Annotated in this window: 17 protein-coding genes; 4 read left to right on the plus strand and 13 right to left on the minus strand. The window is 65.4% G+C overall.

The genetic code is table 11. The annotated features are described in order from the left end of the window. On the plus strand, nt 1-486 hold a 486-nt coding region (locus tag ACQKJZ_RS13615; RefSeq protein ID WP_401531885.1), incomplete at its 5' end, for an HAD-IIB family hydrolase. Nucleotides 487-721: 235 nt separating this feature from the next. On the opposite strand, the gene ACQKJZ_RS13620 is transcribed toward ACQKJZ_RS13615, so the two are convergent. Beyond that, entirely contained in the window at nt 722-1,441 is a 720-nt protein-coding gene (locus ACQKJZ_RS13620) for a DUF6118 family protein (RefSeq protein ID WP_029547630.1), read from the minus strand. Between the two features lie 9 nt (nt 1,442-1,450). After that, on the minus strand, nt 1,451-2,365 hold the full coding sequence (locus ACQKJZ_RS13625) for a hypothetical protein (protein WP_010337031.1): 915 nt from the start codon (nt 2,363-2,365) through the stop codon (nt 1,451-1,453). A gap of 259 nt (nt 2,366-2,624) precedes the next feature. Here ACQKJZ_RS13625 and ACQKJZ_RS13630 point away from each other — a divergent pair, with 259 nt between their 5' ends. Next, the gene (locus ACQKJZ_RS13630; RefSeq protein WP_125458961.1) at nt 2,625-2,840 is read left to right on the plus strand and encodes a hypothetical protein; all 216 of its coding nucleotides are present in this window, start codon (nt 2,625-2,627) and stop codon (nt 2,838-2,840) included. Nucleotides 2,841-2,921: 81 nt separating this feature from the next. Here ACQKJZ_RS13630 and ACQKJZ_RS13635 read toward each other — a convergent pair whose 3' ends face one another. After that, nucleotides 2,922-3,368 carry a globin domain-containing protein gene (locus ACQKJZ_RS13635; RefSeq protein ID WP_042490932.1) on the minus strand — a complete coding sequence of 149 codons (447 nt, stop codon included), beginning with the start codon at nt 3,366-3,368 and terminating at the stop codon, nt 2,922-2,924. A gap of 146 nt (nt 3,369-3,514) precedes the next feature. Then, the gene (locus ACQKJZ_RS13640; RefSeq protein ID WP_052811617.1) at nt 3,515-4,117 is read right to left on the minus strand and encodes a sensor histidine kinase; all 603 of its coding nucleotides are present in this window, start codon (nt 4,115-4,117) and stop codon (nt 3,515-3,517) included. A gap of 174 nt (nt 4,118-4,291) precedes the next feature. Between ACQKJZ_RS13640 and ACQKJZ_RS13645 the strand changes: the two genes are divergently transcribed. Next, the gene (locus ACQKJZ_RS13645; protein WP_427731558.1) at nt 4,292-4,627 is read left to right on the plus strand and encodes a response regulator; all 336 of its coding nucleotides are present in this window, start codon (nt 4,292-4,294) and stop codon (nt 4,625-4,627) included. A 10-nt stretch (nt 4,628-4,637) separates the two neighbouring features. On the opposite strand, the gene ACQKJZ_RS13650 is transcribed toward ACQKJZ_RS13645, so the two are convergent. The 5 genes from ACQKJZ_RS13650 to ACQKJZ_RS13670 all read right to left on the minus strand — a co-directional run bounded on the left by ACQKJZ_RS13650 (nt 4,638) and on the right by ACQKJZ_RS13670 (nt 8,692). Next, nucleotides 4,638-4,838 (minus strand): hypothetical protein, encoded by a 201-nt coding sequence (locus ACQKJZ_RS13650; protein WP_042490936.1) that lies wholly within the window; start codon nt 4,836-4,838, stop codon nt 4,638-4,640. Continuing rightward, nucleotides 4,835-5,632, minus strand: a complete 798-nt coding sequence (locus ACQKJZ_RS13655; protein ID WP_427731560.1) for a GGDEF domain-containing protein — start codon at nt 5,630-5,632, stop codon at nt 4,835-4,837. The genes ACQKJZ_RS13650 and ACQKJZ_RS13655 overlap by 4 nt, the downstream gene beginning before the upstream one ends. Nucleotides 5,633-6,064: 432 nt before the next feature. Beyond that, nucleotides 6,065-6,697 (minus strand): RNA polymerase sigma factor, encoded by a 633-nt coding sequence (locus ACQKJZ_RS13660; RefSeq protein ID WP_042490940.1) that lies wholly within the window; start codon nt 6,695-6,697, stop codon nt 6,065-6,067. 518 nt (nt 6,698-7,215) lie between these two features. Further along, on the minus strand, nt 7,216-7,500 hold the full coding sequence (locus tag ACQKJZ_RS13665; protein WP_042490943.1) for a WGR domain-containing protein: 285 nt from the start codon (nt 7,498-7,500) through the stop codon (nt 7,216-7,218). A 685-nt stretch (nt 7,501-8,185) separates the two neighbouring features. Further along, nucleotides 8,186-8,692 carry a hypothetical protein gene (locus ACQKJZ_RS13670; RefSeq protein ID WP_157013790.1) on the minus strand — a complete coding sequence of 169 codons (507 nt, stop codon included), beginning with the start codon at nt 8,690-8,692 and terminating at the stop codon, nt 8,186-8,188. Between the two features lie 220 nt (nt 8,693-8,912). On the opposite strand from ACQKJZ_RS13670, the gene ACQKJZ_RS13675 reads away from it, so the two are divergent. Next, nucleotides 8,913-9,656, plus strand: a complete 744-nt coding sequence (locus ACQKJZ_RS13675; RefSeq protein WP_042490951.1) for a hypothetical protein — start codon at nt 8,913-8,915, stop codon at nt 9,654-9,656. A gap of 67 nt (nt 9,657-9,723) precedes the next feature. Here the strand turns inward: ACQKJZ_RS13675 and ACQKJZ_RS13680 are convergent, their stop codons facing one another. The 4 genes from ACQKJZ_RS13680 to traA all read right to left on the minus strand — a co-directional run. Beyond that, nucleotides 9,724-10,863 (minus strand): serpin family protein, encoded by a 1,140-nt coding sequence (locus tag ACQKJZ_RS13680; RefSeq protein ID WP_427731564.1) that lies wholly within the window; start codon nt 10,861-10,863, stop codon nt 9,724-9,726. A gap of 167 nt (nt 10,864-11,030) precedes the next feature. Continuing rightward, nucleotides 11,031-11,300 (minus strand): DUF1971 domain-containing protein, encoded by a 270-nt coding sequence (locus ACQKJZ_RS13685; protein WP_010339208.1) that lies wholly within the window; start codon nt 11,298-11,300, stop codon nt 11,031-11,033. After that, nucleotides 11,300-12,037: a DUF6118 family protein gene (locus ACQKJZ_RS13690; RefSeq protein ID WP_010339209.1), complete on the minus strand. Its 738-nt coding sequence runs from the start codon at nt 12,035-12,037 to the stop codon at nt 11,300-11,302. The genes ACQKJZ_RS13685 and ACQKJZ_RS13690 overlap by 1 nt, the downstream gene beginning before the upstream one ends. A 9-nt stretch (nt 12,038-12,046) precedes the next feature. Then, nucleotides 12,047-14,792 (minus strand): Ti-type conjugative transfer relaxase TraA (gene traA / locus ACQKJZ_RS13695; RefSeq protein WP_427731567.1); only part of this gene is annotated, 2,746 nt, incomplete at its 5' end.

Genomic DNA, 14,792 nt, shown 5'->3' on the forward strand with positions numbered 1-14,792 from the left:
GAACTGTTCGACGACGCGGAGAAGGCGAAGATCCGCACGGCCTTCGATCAGGCGCTGACCGATGCCGGTCTCGCCGACGAACGTATCTGGGGCGAACGGATCGAGGACCGGGGCAGCCAGATCACCTTTTCGGGCCTGGGGCAGGCAGCGCCGCTGAAGGAAAAGGAAGCGTGGGATCCTGACCGAAAGAAGAGGACCGCGTTGCAGGCCACGTTGCGCGCGAAGCTGCCGGAGCTCTCGATCAATCTCGGTGGCACGACATCGATCGACGTGACCAGAGCAGGGATCGACAAGGGCTATGGCCTGAAGCGCCTGAGTGCCGAGAGCGGTGTCCCGCTCGACGGGATGCTGTTCATCGGGGATGCGATATTCCCCGGTGGGAATGACTATCCCGCTGCTGAAATCGGCCTCGACACAGTGAGGGTGCGCGACGTCGCGGAAACCACCGCCGTCGTGACCGCCATCATCGCGTGTCTGCACCGATAGGATCAAGATACATGGTCGGCTCCATCGCGGAATGCCGCATTGTCAAAGCTCTGGCTTCTGTCGCTTAGGGCAGCGCTTCCTAAAACGAAAAGAAGGCAATGTGCGCGTCTCCGCGAACAAAGCCTCCAGCGATCAATCTAAGAGATTCCGCCGCGCTTCTCAATCGTACGCGGTGCTTGATCCCACCACTCGATAAACCGCAACAGCTCGGGTCCGGAGTGACGCCGCAGGTTCATTATTCCCCCCTCCTCCCCTCCGGCTTAATCCTGACAGTGCATCGCACTGGCTCGCCTGCCTTGTTGGCTGCCCGCCGACATTGTTCAAGCGTCTCCTGATTTGCTTGGGCGATCACTGCACCCGCAACCATCGTGTTCCAAGTGTCGGGCTGGCTGACAGCCGCCAGTCGCCGGCTTGCGGTCCAAGTGTCCAAGCGCAAGCTGCGCGATGCCATCTTCTCTGGCCATAGCCAGCTTTCCGGCACGGCGCGCGCCACGACGCCCGCGCCGGCTGCCCATAACACCATGCCGATCGCGACGCCGCCGATCGCTGACCATGCTAGCCGTCTGTTCTGCTCGCCGGCATGCCGCGCCGATGCGACAAGCCCGTGAAGCTGGCGCGTCACGTCCTCCAGTCCCTTGCGCCCGGTAGCGAGCGCCACCTGGTCCTCGCGCCGGGCGGCGTTACCGGCTGCGGCGATACGCTGTGCCATTTGCTCGGGCGTCATCGCCAGCGCCGGACTCCGCGCGATCACGTCATTGATGACGGCGATACGGTCGGCCGTGGCGTCCACGCCCTTCTGCATCCGCCCCAACGTCTCGGTATAGTCCGGCACGTCGATCGCGCCGCGCTCGGCCGCCAGACCCTCCACGGCGCGGCGCAACAGCGCCAGCTCACCACGCATGGCCTCGAACGCCTCGGCCGCGCCTGCCTCGTCCTGGTCGTCCTCGTCCGCCACCCGTCCCCCTTACCGGCTCATGCCACGATCACGGTCGCGGCCTTGTCCGACCGACTGCGCCAGCTCCTGCCCGATCGACTTGCCCCGCTCCATGTTCAACTCCAGCTCGGGGGCGCGACGGCGCAACACGGATTCGAGCTGTGGGTCGCGGTGCAACCCGCCCGCGATGCCCTCCATCCGCTTGCCAAGTTTCTCCGCGCCCGCGCGGTCGCCGGCACGCTCCATGTTGGCCCGCGCTTCCTTCATGCCCTGCCACTGCTCCACGAACCGGCCCGCGCGCTTCTCCGGGTCGGTGCGGACCTGGCGCTCCGTCTCCATCGCCTTCGCCGCCCCGCCAGTGTTGCCCTCGGCCGCGTCGCGCGCGAGCCGGGGGTCGCGCTCGATCGCGCTGGCGAGGTCGCGCGCGCCATGCGGCCGCACCTGGTCGAGCGCGTCGCCGGCCTTCGCCAGCGCCTGTTCCTGGTGCGCCAGCACCGGCAATCCCTTGTCCCGCATCCGGCTTATATCCGCTGCGGCGCGCCCATAGCGTTCGATCGCGCGGGCCTGCGAGGGCGCCAGCGGCCGATCGGCCGCGAGGCGCTCCGGCGACGTCGTTTTTTCCGCCGCTGGTTTCGGCCGGAACCCGGCGAACATGCCCCGCGCCTTGGCCTGCACCTTCTCGACCACCTGACGCGCGAGTTCCGGGAACCGGATCTCGCGCCGATCGGCGAACGCGCGCGCCTGATCCTGCTCGGGCCGGGCGTAGTCACCGGCCATGTCCTTGCCCCGGTCGCGCGACAGGGCGCGGACAAGCTGGCGCTGGTCGGCGAAGTCGTCGCGGCCGTAATGGAGCTGCGCGCCGTCGCGGTGTCGCGACATGCCAACATAGGCGCTGTGCCGGTCCATGCCGGGGGTGGCGAGAACGTGGGCGCGATCGACCGTCACGCCCTGCGCCTTGTGGAAGGTAGCGGCGTAGCCGTGATCGACCGCGGCATTACGGCTCGACCTATCCCATCTGAGACGGAGGGACGGCGGGGAACCCCGTCGTCCTCCGCTTTCGTGATTATGAACGATGATGACGATCCCTCGGAGCTGCCGTGTCCGATTCCCCTCATCATGAAGCGCTGAAAACCTTGGGAGACGCCCTCAAAGCAGGGCCGAAGGCTCTCGCCCGCAGCACTGGTGCGCAGGCCGGACGAACTTTGTGAATCGCCTCACGACGCTCGCGCACCAACTCGATGTTGGTGGTCACGGCGGGGCGAAAGAGGTGTATGAGGCAGCCTCGATCATCGCAAGGATGCAGCGGAACCAAGAAGACGCAAAAAGCGATGGTTGGTCAGTCGCCGACCATGAGGCCATTGCTGGCCTGAAAGGCATCGAGACCAAGCTTCTGAAACTCGCAAATGGCGTTGAACAATGAGCATCTTGGCTGGCCGCATCGGCCACCAATTTTAGGATCGGCTTCTCACCTCCTTTTGGGAGGAGCAGTCCGCTGCGGCGATCATGCCGCCTCGGTCTGGTAGAGCTGCGCCTCACGGTTGATAAGGATATCGGCCAGGAACCAGTAGGCCTCGCCCCAGGCGTTCAGAACCTCATCGGTTGCCGCCTCGCCCAATATGTCGCGGATCGCCGGCAACAGCGCATTGGCGACCGCAGGATAATGTTCGGGCTTGATATGGGTCTCGACATGGCGCGCGGCGATGCGTTCGATCGCGGGTTTCAGCACGTCGAGCTTGTCGACGTTCTGCGCGAAGGCGAGGATCGCGGCCGCTAGCCGCTTAGGCTGCGCGCCGGATTCGTGCGCGGCCATGTCAAACAGCGCCTTGATCTCCGGATCGACGAACAGGCGCTGATACATGCGCGTGGTAATCTCCACGCCGTGCTGCTGGAGCGCAGGCGCCGTAGCTTTCACCAAAGCCATTGTTTCGGGGGAGAGCGGTTTGGACATACAGACGTGCTCCGGATTTCAGACCCTGATAAAAGAGACGATCAAAGTGGCGAGAGGGACCCGATCCAGCAAGGAGCGTGGGCCGGAGAGACAGGCATGCGCGATGAACCAAGGCTTAGCGGCGGGGTATCCTGTATCCGGATCGATCATAGCTCGACCGCAGCCAGAGGAGCGAGCAAGGTCCACACGACGCCCGAGGCGGGAAACTCCATCTCGGCACGGCCGCGCAAGCTGCGGCTCACGGCCGTGCATATCAGCCGCGACCCAAAGCCCCGCCGCTCGGGCCTGACGACTGGCGGGCCACCCCGTTCGGCCCATTGCATCCAAAGCTCGGCTTCGGTGCCCGAATCCAGCACCTTCCATGTCAGCTCGATCGTGCCCGCCTCATTGGACAGGGCCCCATATTTGATCGCGTTCGTCGCCAGCTCGTGAAAGGCGAGGGTCAACGTCATCGCCGCCCTGGGGCCGATCGTGACCGTGGGGCCGTCGAGGCGAAGCCGCTCCGCGTAGAGGGTGAAGTGGCCCAGCGCATTTTCCGCCAGCGCGGGCAGGGGCGCCGCCTGCCAGTTGTGGGATAGAAGCTGCTCGGTCGCGTTGCCCAGCGCCTCCAATCGCTCGTCAATGGTCGATCGGGCGTCTTCGATCGAATCGGCCGCCTGCAAGCTCTGGCTGACAAGGGAACGAACGACAGTGAGAATGTTCCTGAACCGATGCTCAAGCTCACGAATCCGGGTTTCAGTATCGACCATAACTCTACGTGCCCCCTACCCGGCTACTTAGAGCAATCGGGAGCCCAGGACGAACATTTTGCACGTTCGCGTGGAGCACAGAGCCAGACGGCGCGTTGCTGCGCTGATCGGTGGAACGGCTGCGTAAATGCTTGGTGCGGCATGACTAAACAAGACGGGATCAGCGGCCTTCGCGTGCTGGTTGTCGAAGATGATTATTGGGTCGCGGCTACGCTGGTTGAGATAATATCTGAAGCCGGCGCGGAAATCGTCGGCCCTGTCGATTGCGTGCGGGATGCCCTCGCGGCGCTGGACTCGTCGCCTCATGTCGCCAGCCTCGATGTGCAACTTGGCTCCGAAACCTCGTTCCCGATCGCGGACGAACTGGACCGTCGCGGCGTGCCCTTCATCTTCGCCACGGGTGCGGCCAGCATGATCCCGGCTGCCCACGCCTCACGCCCGACCTTCCACAAGCCCGCTTCGCGCGAGCTGCTGATCGGGGCGCTTTCTGGCGCGCTCAACCCTGCCTAACAGGGCTGCTTCACTGACGCGATGCAAGAGGCTCAAAAGGAAACGCCCCCTCGTCGTCCAGCAGCTCGCCGGGTTGCATCGGGCCGGCTCCGGTCGCGGCGTCGATCGCGGCTTGCAAATGGACGGCGGTGGCCGTCGCGCCTCGGCCGCTCCGATCCAGTTGGGCCAATGCCATCCTCATAAGCGAGAGGGCTGTGTCGTCATTCGTCATAGACATGCCTCGATGGGAACCCGGAGCCTTGACGGAACAGGGGTGTCCGGGGCTCGATCTGTCGCCGCGCGACCGATCTCCACGGCGTTCTTCCCAGCGCGCTTGACCGCGTACATGAGCTGATCGACCGCGTGCATCAACGAGGGTTCGTCACGCGGGGTCTCGGGCTGAATCAGCAGCGCGCCCATGCTGCACGTCACCGGATGAGGCGTGCCGGCCAGAACCGATGACAGGCGCTTGTGAAGCGAGCGAGCGAAATACACCGCTTCCTCGGCCGAATGGACGGGAAGCAGAAAGGCGAACTCGTCGCCGCCGATTCGGCCGAAATCATCCTCACGCCGGATGATCCCCCGCGCGCCCTGTGCGAAGGTGCGCAGCACCTCGTCGCCCGCAACATGGCCGTGGCGGTTATTGAGGCCCTTGAAGTCGTCGAGATCAAGGATCGCGAGCAGGAAGGATTGTCGGGCAGGCACCGCTAGATCGAGACGATGGATCACGCGCTCGCGGAACGTCTCCTTGTTGAGCGCATCGGTCATGCGGTCGCGTGCCGCCAGGTGGTGCTCTCGGTCGAAGGACCGGCGGAAGCTGAGAACAATGGCGGCGACGAAAACATAGGTGACGGCGCGCACGGCCATCCTTGCCCCGAGCAGGGCGGGGGAGAGCCCTGGAAGTTCGGCGAGATGCGGCACGACGGCGAGGACCGCCGCAACGATCGCCACCAGATAGCCAGCACGGCTTCCCAACGCCCAGCAGGCGGCGCAGACGATCGGGATATAGAGCGGCGCGAGACCCATCCGGGAAAAATGTGCGTCCGCCAGCGCCAGCGCCGTGACGCTGAGGAGGATCGCGAACCAGGCGCGCTCACGCGGCAGGGAATGAAGGCGATCGGCGAGGCGGCCGACAGGCAGATGACTATTCACGCATGTCCTACTCGGTCAAAAGGTTCTCCAAGCTCATTCCCGCCCCAAGTGTTCCTGTTCAGCCGGCGGCACGCCCCATTTCGGAGACGTGCCGGCCACTGAACCGGGTGTTGGAAACCTGAAACACGTCAGGCGCGGACGCCTTTGGCCGGGTGGCTTGGACATGCGCGCCCGCCACCCGGTCGATGAAGCTCGACCGGCTCGTGTTTCAGGAGGTTTCCACGCCTCCACCCGCGTCTCCGCAGGTGCGCGCACGCTACCGGCAAACCGTTAAGAAAAGCAACAAGCCGACAGGCACACCGGGGATCAGCCGATCTTGACGCCCCGCCAGTCCCGCCTTTTCCGCAGGTGGATGGGCCGCTTGGCCGCTGACGGGAGCGTATCGCGGCCGGTCCTGTCGGCCAGCAGCGGCGTCGATCGCTCCTCGATGAGGGCGCGCAGCCGAGTCCGCCCGCGTGCGATGCGGCTCTTGAATGTGCCTGGGGCAATGCCGAGCTGCGCCGCGCCATCCTCGATGGACACGCCTTGGCTCGCCAGCAGCACCGCCTCGCGTTGGTGGATCGGGAGTTCGCTGAGCGCCCAATCCGTATCCCGCAGCCAGACGGCGAGGCTCTGGGTCTCGTCCACCCGTAGCATGCGGTCGCGCGCCTCTTCGGGCAGGTCGGCATGAAAGCGGGCGCGGCGGCGACCGGTGAGAAAGCTGTTCTTCATCACGGTCCGCGCCCAGGCGGCGAGGCTTGTTCCCGCCGCGAAGCTGGCGCGCGCGGTCCAGCACCTGAGCATGGTGTCCTGCAGAAGGTCGTCGGCATCGGCACCCCCTCCAGTCAGTCGCCGCGCATAGGCGCTTAGCGCCGCCGCCTGCTCGATCAGCGCTGCTCCGAACGCATCATCGGGCATGGCGATCGGCAAGGGAACACGGGCAGGCACATCGGGCGGCATCTCATTCTCCGGGCAGGGCTCTCCTGCCCTCAAGCGATATAGGGGGTGCGAGCCGCCGATGTTGCCGGCCAGACCGCTTCAAGGCCCGCTTCGTCCCGTATCGGTCGATCGGGGCTGCGCGCGTGCTATGGGGCTTCCATATCGCAATCGGAGAGAGACGATGGAGCGCCTGTTTCCGCGCGCCTTGATAGCGTGCATTCGTGAGGCTCGGCCGCCGACGTCGCAGGAGCTTGCATCGATGGCCGAGAAGATCTGGCGCGAGGCTTTTCCAGAGCGTCCATTTCGACGCGAGCGCGCCATGACCATCGCCGCCGTAGCGCTCACAGGCGAACGCCAGACGTGCAAGGGACCGCCGACATCCTGTCCCGCTGAACCATTTCCGGCTAGAATGCGGAGCGCTACGGTCGGTCGATGGTCGCCAGGGCTGTCGTCCAGGAGAGGATGCGCCGCTTGAGCCGGCAACATGCTGGCCGTAGCACCGGCCGGTTTCTTCAAGCAGCCGGCTTGACGGTGGCGGCTCAAACCTCGGTAGGCACCGGCTCGTAAGGTACCCCGATCCGGGTTTCGGCCGTGCCGCGCCGCCGCAGGGTCGCGGCAATGTGGCGGTCGGCCGCCGCGCGATCGGCGAAGGCGTGCCGCTGGGCTTGGCCGTGTGCGCCGATCCGGCCCCAGCGGGTTTCTACAACGATCATGCCGAAAAGATCGAGGCTTGCGGTGATGCTGTAACGCCGGCGGATGTTGCGCGCCGGGTCGATCGCCACCAGTTCGATCGGCTCGGGCAGGGACAGGTTCGCGCCATTCATGGCGCGGAGCCTACGAAATAAGCCTCTCCAAGTCAGGCGACTTTCCTGAATCAATGGCAAGCCGGTGATTCAGGAAATCGATGGTTCCTCGAAGCGTTACCGCGTCTGCGGGCTTGCGCGATGCTTCTGGCGCTGTTCGAGCCAGGGGGTGAACGCCGACTGGGTGCAAACGTCCAAGGGTTCATAGGTGCCCGGCGCAACACGCCGAAACAGCATGGGGCCGGTCCGAACGGCGCTTCGGCTGAGAGAAACCTGGCAGCTATTCCCGGTCATCCCGCACCGGCCACCTATGTTCATCACCGGACTGGTGCGGATGCTGATTGGTCCCGAGACGCGGCCCTTCGTAGCGCTGATAACGCGCGCGGGGCGGCTCTGCTCGATCTTCTGCCCAGGCCTGAACCATAGTCGCGCTCGTCCGTCCGACCCGCACCAGAAACTGCGCGCCGCTGCCACCGGCGCGCGCCCTATCTCCAACTCACCAACAAGGTCGGCTTTCGCGAACGCCGCGCGCGCCGCTGCCTCGATATTGTCGGGCAGGATGCATGAGCACGCCAGGGCGGGCGTGGACGCGCTAAATGCCGCACCAGCGAGGGCGGCGGCGGTCGTCCGCGATGATGACAGCATCGTCATCCCAAGAGACTATGGCCGCACGGCTGAACGAAACATGGCCTGCGCGCCTATACAGTCATTGGATCATTACCCGAGGATCATGAGCGATCAGGGTCTGGGCTGTCTCACCAAACTGCCGCCGATCAACCCCGCTCAAGGTCACGCGATTGCGTGGAATGTCGATCGTCAGAATGTTGAAGCGCCACTTCCGGCTCGACAACAATTCCGCAACCGCCTGCTCCGTGGCCTGTAATTCCCTCAAGGAGTAGCGGACCTGTCGAGCGACATAGCGCGGGTCGCCGGACAGGCGGCGCAGGCGGGCCTCAGCGTTGTCAGTGAACTGCACGATCACCGCGCCGCCGTCGACGAAGCTTCCAGCATAGGAAGGGTCGCCCGCTGCAAGCCCGTTGATCGCCGAAACAAGAATTGCGAGCGGTGTCGATTGCGCCGATTGGGCCTCAGGCGTGGGCGGCGCGGGAAGCGCCGAACCGGGTTGGGGTGTTGAACAGCCCAACAATAGCTCGCACGCCGCCGTGCAGACGATCACTCGCAGTAGCAGCGATGTTCGCAAGCTGGTCCGCATATGGCCGTTCATCCCAATGCAAGGATATCCGGAAGAGACTAAATTCATTGTGAGGATGATTCTATCCCTATTTGCCCTTTGCATGGCATGTTCGCCCGCAGTTGAGCATGGGGACGAGGGTGGCCCGCAATCAACAAGCACCTTCAGAACCCAGACGAAAGCGCCCTCCCCTAACTATCGTATACTACTCAATCAGCCGGCAGCGGGCGGACACGGGGCGTTGCGACAGGAAGCGACGTCGCCTCTCCCGCGCGATGCCAAGGCCATCGGCGATGCCTGGATCGCCCGTCTCAAAAAGCGGGGAGCGTTACTCGGCTACGGCCTCGCGGGAAAGGGTTCCGCCGGCCCGGTCGAGATGATCGACACGGGGTTGACCCAGCAGGAATTCGACAATTGGGCAAAGGAGAACGGTTGGCGCGTGCCTGGCCACATCAGCTGGAGCTTTGTACCTAAGATGAGCATTCCTCCGGTGAGTGAGGCCGCGAAAGGCGCGATCCGCGTCTGGCCCGCTTCCAAGGCGCGGACGGGCCTTCAACATCAGGCACTTTACCACGGCCGGGTCGAACTACGTGACGGCTGCTTTTTCGTCGGCCTCTCGGGCCAGCCTGTCGACAAGTTGGCATGGTTCCACTCGGAAATGGGGCTCGACATTGACCAGTCCGGCTACTTCATTCTGCGCGAAAGGGTCGGCGGAAAAACGCTCGCCCGCTTGGGCGAGGATATGAACTGGGGCGGCCCCGCGACTGCGGACATCGACAAGGAAACCGCACAAGCCTTGCAAGATGCATGCGGACCCGGCGAGCTATATGTCGTCGGTTCGCCCGAAGCGAGCGAGCGCTTCTTGACCCAGTATCCGCATCTCCGCGAGCCATCGGTTCCCCCGCCGGCACCCCCGAACAAGATTGAGATCGGCCGGTGCTGGACAGCTCCCGCGAAGCCACCTCATCGCGAGCAACTCGCTTAGACCGAACCCAATCGGGTTGTCGAAGGGCTGATCTGGCGGTTGCCCCTCGCCACGCACTTCATGCTACCTAGTTGCTGATCGAGGTTGGATCGGCGATGCGCCCGAAAAACAGCACCGCGCCGCTCTTTCGGTCTCGCAGGGTGGCAAGGAAAGGACGATCGACCACCATCTCCGGTACCTGAGGCGCTATCCGCGCACTGGTGACGACGACCTTGATCGCAGTTGCCGCCGCTGCCTCGGTGCCCTCCTCATCGACGCGCAGGAAGGTCGCGTGCGCCACATCATCGATCGCCAAGCGCGCACCACGGGCAATCCCCGACAGGTCCGCGCGCTGGTGGTCGAAGGCGCTCGGCATACCCGCTGCGATGAGCGCTGCCTTCACGCTCTCATCGAACCTGGCTTCAAAGCGGGGCAGAACGATCCGCACCGCGCGTTCCTGCTCCGCTGACAGGTCGAAACGATCATTGCCGCCCTGCTCGCCGGCGAAGAAATCGACACCCTTCAGCTCGCGCTCCCAGCGGCGCAGGGTCGCCGCGTCACGCGGCAGGAAGATTTCCATCACGAAGCTGCCATCGCCGCGATAAGGCAGCGCGATCGCCTGCCCTTCCCGGGTCTCGCGATAGTCGAACCAGCCAATCCGCTTCATCATCGTGATCGGGATGCGCGTGCCGTCGCCACGCGTGAAGGACCGCGTTTCCGTCTCCTCGAACGGCACCTGCCACTTCGCCTTGAAGTAAAGCGCGTTGGTCAGCACAGCGGCGGTGTCATCCCCGAAGCCGCTCGGAGAGACGATCTCCGAAATCCTGCCCTTCGTCTCGCGCGAAACCCAGCCATTGATCCGCTCGGCCGCTCCGGTGGGATCACCAGCATAATCGACGGTTTCCGGAGCCGCTCCGAAGCCGGCATGCGCCTCGGCGACATACTCGTCCCGGACCGGCAATCCCTTCGCCAGCCACAGCGCGTTCGCGATGCCGAGCGCGGTATCGGCATCGCCGGTGTCGTTAAGCTGGGCATTGTAGGATTTGATGAGCGCAGGGACGTTGCGGGACGAATCCCAACCAAGCACGCGGCCAATCTCCTCGCGCGTGGCGCCCCGCGCGCCAAGGTAGGCGAGCCCCAGGCCCTGCGACAAGCTGACCGGGGAGATGAACAGATTGGCGTTTGCATCGGCCTTCGCTGCCAGGTGCGGGTAGACCTTGACGGTCATTAACGCCGCGCCATAGGTCAGGTCATGCGGCAAAGCCTCGGCGTCGGGCCGGGACAGGCTTGTAGGAAGCGAGCCGGGACTCGGTGCCGGGTCGCGCGTCGCACAGCCACCAAGCGCGAGGATGGCAAGAAGCGGGTATGACAAGGCTGTTTTAGGCATGGCTCTCCCTAAAGGCTTGGCTGCTGATCGTAGAAATCGACCTGCATCCGCATGGCTCCGAGCGGTTCCACGAAATGCGGCTGTTCGGGCAAGATCAGCCCTGGCCGGTCAGGTGTAAGGACCACCTCCGAGGCCGGGTCGAGATAGGTGAGCTTCAATCTCCCTTCGATGACCCGGATCACGCCCCACACACCGGCCTTGGTGCGATGTTCGGAGCGCAGGGCAGCGGGCAATGTCGCCTCATCGAATATGGGCGTCGAGCGGTAGGGAATCACCATTATCTCTTCACTCCCACCTGGATCGTGCATCGCACCGGCTGATCCGCCTTCCTTGCCGCTTGCCGGCATCCTTCGATCTTTTCACGATTGTCGCGCAGCAACCTGTCGGCCGCGACGATCGCCTCCCAGCTCGCCGGTGACGCGCTCGCCATCAAATGCTGCCCGGCATCCCACGGTGTCGCCTCGGCAAGAGCCCGCGTCGCCATGCGTTCGGGCCATTGCCAGCTCGCCGGCGCGATCTCGCGCGCGACCATACCGGGAAGGAAGGACCAGAGGAGGATGCCGATAAGCAACCCGCTCAACCCGAACCATAGTTGACGGTCCTTCTGATCCCGCGCCGTCAGCGCCGATTGAACGACGGTGCGCAGCTCGCGCCCCTGCTGCTTCATCTCGTCGGTGGCGGTCGCGAGGGCGGCATGGTCGGCGCTGCGAAGGTCGGCCGCCGCTCGATTGATCTGCGCCGAAACCTGCGCCGGCGTCATCGCCAACGCCGGCGACTTCACGATGGCCGTCGTAACCTGGTCCAGGCGTCCGTTGATGCCGTCCAGCCCCTGGACGACATGCCCCAGCGTCTCGGAATAATCCGGCACGTCGATGCTGGCGCGCTCGGCCGCCAGTCCCTCGATGGCGCGGCGCATCAACGCTAGTTCGCCGCGCTGCTGCTCGACCGCAACGCGCACCTGCTCGAACGCTTCCGCCGCCGCGTCGCCGCCTTCCTCCCATTCCTCGTCCGCCATTGCCTCTCCTTATCGGCTCAACCCTCGATCGCGGCCGATTTCCAGCGAACGGGTCAATTCCTGGCTGATCGGGCGATCCCGGCCCATTTCCAGCCCCAGCTCGGGCGCGCGCCGCCGCAAGACGGATTCGAGTTGGGGATCGCGGTGCAGCGTTCCGGCCAGGCTCTCCATCTTCTTGCCGGTGCGCTGCGCGGCCTCACGATCGCCGCTGCGCGTAAGCTCGGCCCGCTCGCGCGCCATGCCCTGCCAGCGCTCCACGAACCGATCGGCGCGAAGCTCGGGATTGGTGCGGACCTGGGCCTCGTGCGCCATCGCCCGCGCCGCGCCGCCGGCCTTGCCCTCGGCCGCTTCGCGCACCAGCACCGGGTTGCGCTCGAACGCGGACGCCAAATCGCGGGCGGCATGGGGCCGCACCTGGTCGAGCGCGTCGCCCGCCTTCGCCAGCGCCTGCTTCTGATGCGGGAGCACGGGCAAGCCCTTCTCCCGCATTCGGTCCATATCGGCCTGCGCGCGCGCATAGCGCTCGATCGCCCTGGCCTGGCTCGGCGCTGCCGGTGCCCGCTCGGGGGTGGTGTTAATCGGACCCCCTTTGCCGTCGCGCGCCAGCTCGGGCGAGGACGATTTCGGCTTGAACCCGGCGAACATACCCCTCGCCTTGTCACGCACCTTCCCGGCGATCTCGCGCGCGAGTTCCGGGAAGCGGATCTCGCGCCGCTCGGCGAACGCGCGGGCCTGGGCCTGCCCGTCACGGGCGGCGGCATAATCGCCCGCCATGTCCTTGCCCCGGTCGCGCGACAGGGTGCGGGTGAGCTGGCGCTGATCTGTGAAATCGTCGCGACCATAGTGGAGCTGCACGCTGTCGCGGTGCCGCGACAGGCCGACATAGGCCGAGTGCCGATCCATGCCCGGTGTCGCCAGCACATGCGCCTGATCGACCGTCACGCCCTGCGACTTGTGGAAGGTGGCGGCATAGCCGTGATCGACATGGGCATAGTCCTTGAGGTCGAACGCGACCTTCCGGCCATCGTCCATCTTCACCGCCATGCCCTCGGCGCTGACGCGCTCCAGCGTGCCCAGCGATCCGTTCTTCACGCCAAGGCCGCGATCGTTGCGGAAGAACATGATCCGATCACCGGTCGCGAAATCGCGCCTGCCGCGCTCCACCGATAGCCCCACCTCCTCACCCAGCTCGCCGGCGGCGCGCATACGGCTGCGGGCTTCGCTGTTCAGCTCCTGCACCTCGGCATTGGTATGGGTGAGGATGATGCGGCTCTTGTCCGGATCGGCCTGCCGGTCGCTCTCCCATCCGTTCATCAGTTCGACCCGCGCCGCCTCGCGCGTGTCGGCAGCGCGCACCATGCCTTGCCTCTCATAGGCGTGCAGCGCCTCTCCGGTCCGGCCTGTGGCGAGCGCGCGCGTCGCGTCCTTCTGCCAGTCCTCATGCTGCCGGCGAATTTCGGTGATCTCGGCCGCGCCATGACGCTCGGCAAGGCTGCGGAACGCCGCCCCGGCCTCGATCGCCTGCAACTGCTCGGGATCGCCGACAAGAACGACCTTCGCGCCGGCACGTTCGGCCTCCGACAGCACCCGCTCCATCTGGCGCGAGCCGATCATGCCCGCCTCGTCGATAACGAGCACATCACGCGGGCCTAGCTGCTCGCGCCCCTGCCCCCATGCGTGCTCGAGACTGGCGATCGTCCTCGAGGCGATGCCGGAACCACCCTCAAGATTTTCGGCGGCAATGCCCGACAGGGCCGCGCCGCGCACCTGATAGCCTTCGCGCTCCCACGCCTCGCGCGCGACCCCCAGCATGGCCGACTTGCCGGTGCCCGCATAGCCGACGACGATGGCAAGATCGCCACTCGTCCCTATATGCTCCAAAGCGGCCCGCTGATCTTCACCGAGTGTCAGCCCGCCACTCCCGGCGGCGTTCAGCCCCCCTTGTAGCGACGCCGCCGGGAGACCATGCCCCACCCTGTCGGCAAGCCGACCGGCAGCGCGCTCTAGCCGCTCCTCCACCGCGATCATCTCGCGGCTCGTGAACCGCTCCTGGTCGCGTCCGTCCTTCCCCAGCGCCACCAGCTCGGGCGAGGACCGCACCGCGCTCATGGCCTGGTCGAACTGCTCCTTGCCGTCGCTGTGCCGGTGGACGAACATCGCCAGGTCGCGGGTGGTGAACGTCGCCTGTTGCCGCGTGATCGCATCCAACGCGATTTCCGGCTTGGCGATAATCTTCTCGCCGTTCTCGCGCGCGATCCGCACATGATCGTCGGCGTTGCGGTGCGGCTGTCCCTCAAGCTCGTGCCGTTTCCCCATCGGCCCGATCTTGTGCTGGGGCTCAAGCTCGATCCCCTGCGCCTCGTAGGAGCGATGGTCGATCCGCCCTTCCAGCCCCAGCTCCGCCATGCGTTCGTTGACGTGGGCGGCCCATGCCTCTCGCCACTCCTTCAACAGCTCGGTTGAGTTCCAGGCGCGGACCTTCTTGCCGAACCCCTCAGGTCCAACCTCACGCATCGACAACATGACATGCGCGTGCGGCTTCGGGGTGCCGTCCTTTGCCTTGTCCCAATGCACATTAAGGTCCGCGACCATCCCGCGTTCGACGAACTGCTTGTCCACAAAATCGCGGGCGAGGCTAACGCCCTGTTTCTCGCTCATCTCGCGCGGGATCGAGAACTCCACCTCGCGCGCGAGCTGCGCGTCCTTGCGTTTCTCCCCGGCCTCCACCTCGTTCCACAGGGTCGCGCGATCGTTT

Source organism: Sphingomonas sp. NPDC019816 (assembly GCF_050274375.1).
GTDB lineage: Bacteria > Pseudomonadota > Alphaproteobacteria > Sphingomonadales > Sphingomonadaceae > Sphingomonas.

Excerpts from the sequence above, each read along its gene's own strand:
- ACQKJZ_RS13635 (WP_042490932.1), bottom strand. The coding sequence starts at position 3,368 with ATGTCCAAACCGCTCTCCCCCGAAACAATGGCTTTGGTGAAAGCTACG.
- ACQKJZ_RS13640 (WP_052811617.1), bottom strand. The coding sequence starts at position 4,117 with ATGGTCGATACTGAAACCCGGATTCGTGAGCTTGAGCATCGGTTCAGG.
- ACQKJZ_RS13650 (WP_042490936.1), bottom strand. The coding sequence starts at position 4,838 with ATGACGAATGACGACACAGCCCTCTCGCTTATGAGGATGGCATTGGCC.
- ACQKJZ_RS13655 (WP_427731560.1), bottom strand. The coding sequence starts at position 5,632 with ATGGGTCTCGCGCCGCTCTATATCCCGATCGTCTGCGCCGCCTGCTGG.
- ACQKJZ_RS13660 (WP_042490940.1), bottom strand. The coding sequence starts at position 6,697 with ATGCCGCCCGATGTGCCTGCCCGTGTTCCCTTGCCGATCGCCATGCCC.
- ACQKJZ_RS13665 (WP_042490943.1), bottom strand. The coding sequence starts at position 7,500 with ATGAATGGCGCGAACCTGTCCCTGCCCGAGCCGATCGAACTGGTGGCG.
- ACQKJZ_RS13670 (WP_157013790.1), bottom strand. The coding sequence starts at position 8,692 with ATGCGGACCAGCTTGCGAACATCGCTGCTACTGCGAGTGATCGTCTGC.
- ACQKJZ_RS13680 (WP_427731564.1), bottom strand. The coding sequence starts at position 10,863 with ATGACCGTCAAGGTCTACCCGCACCTGGCAGCGAAGGCCGATGCAAAC.
- ACQKJZ_RS13685 (WP_010339208.1), bottom strand. The coding sequence starts at position 11,300 with ATGGTGATTCCCTACCGCTCGACGCCCATATTCGATGAGGCGACATTG.
- ACQKJZ_RS13690 (WP_010339209.1), bottom strand. The coding sequence starts at position 12,037 with ATGGCGGACGAGGAATGGGAGGAAGGCGGCGACGCGGCGGCGGAAGCG.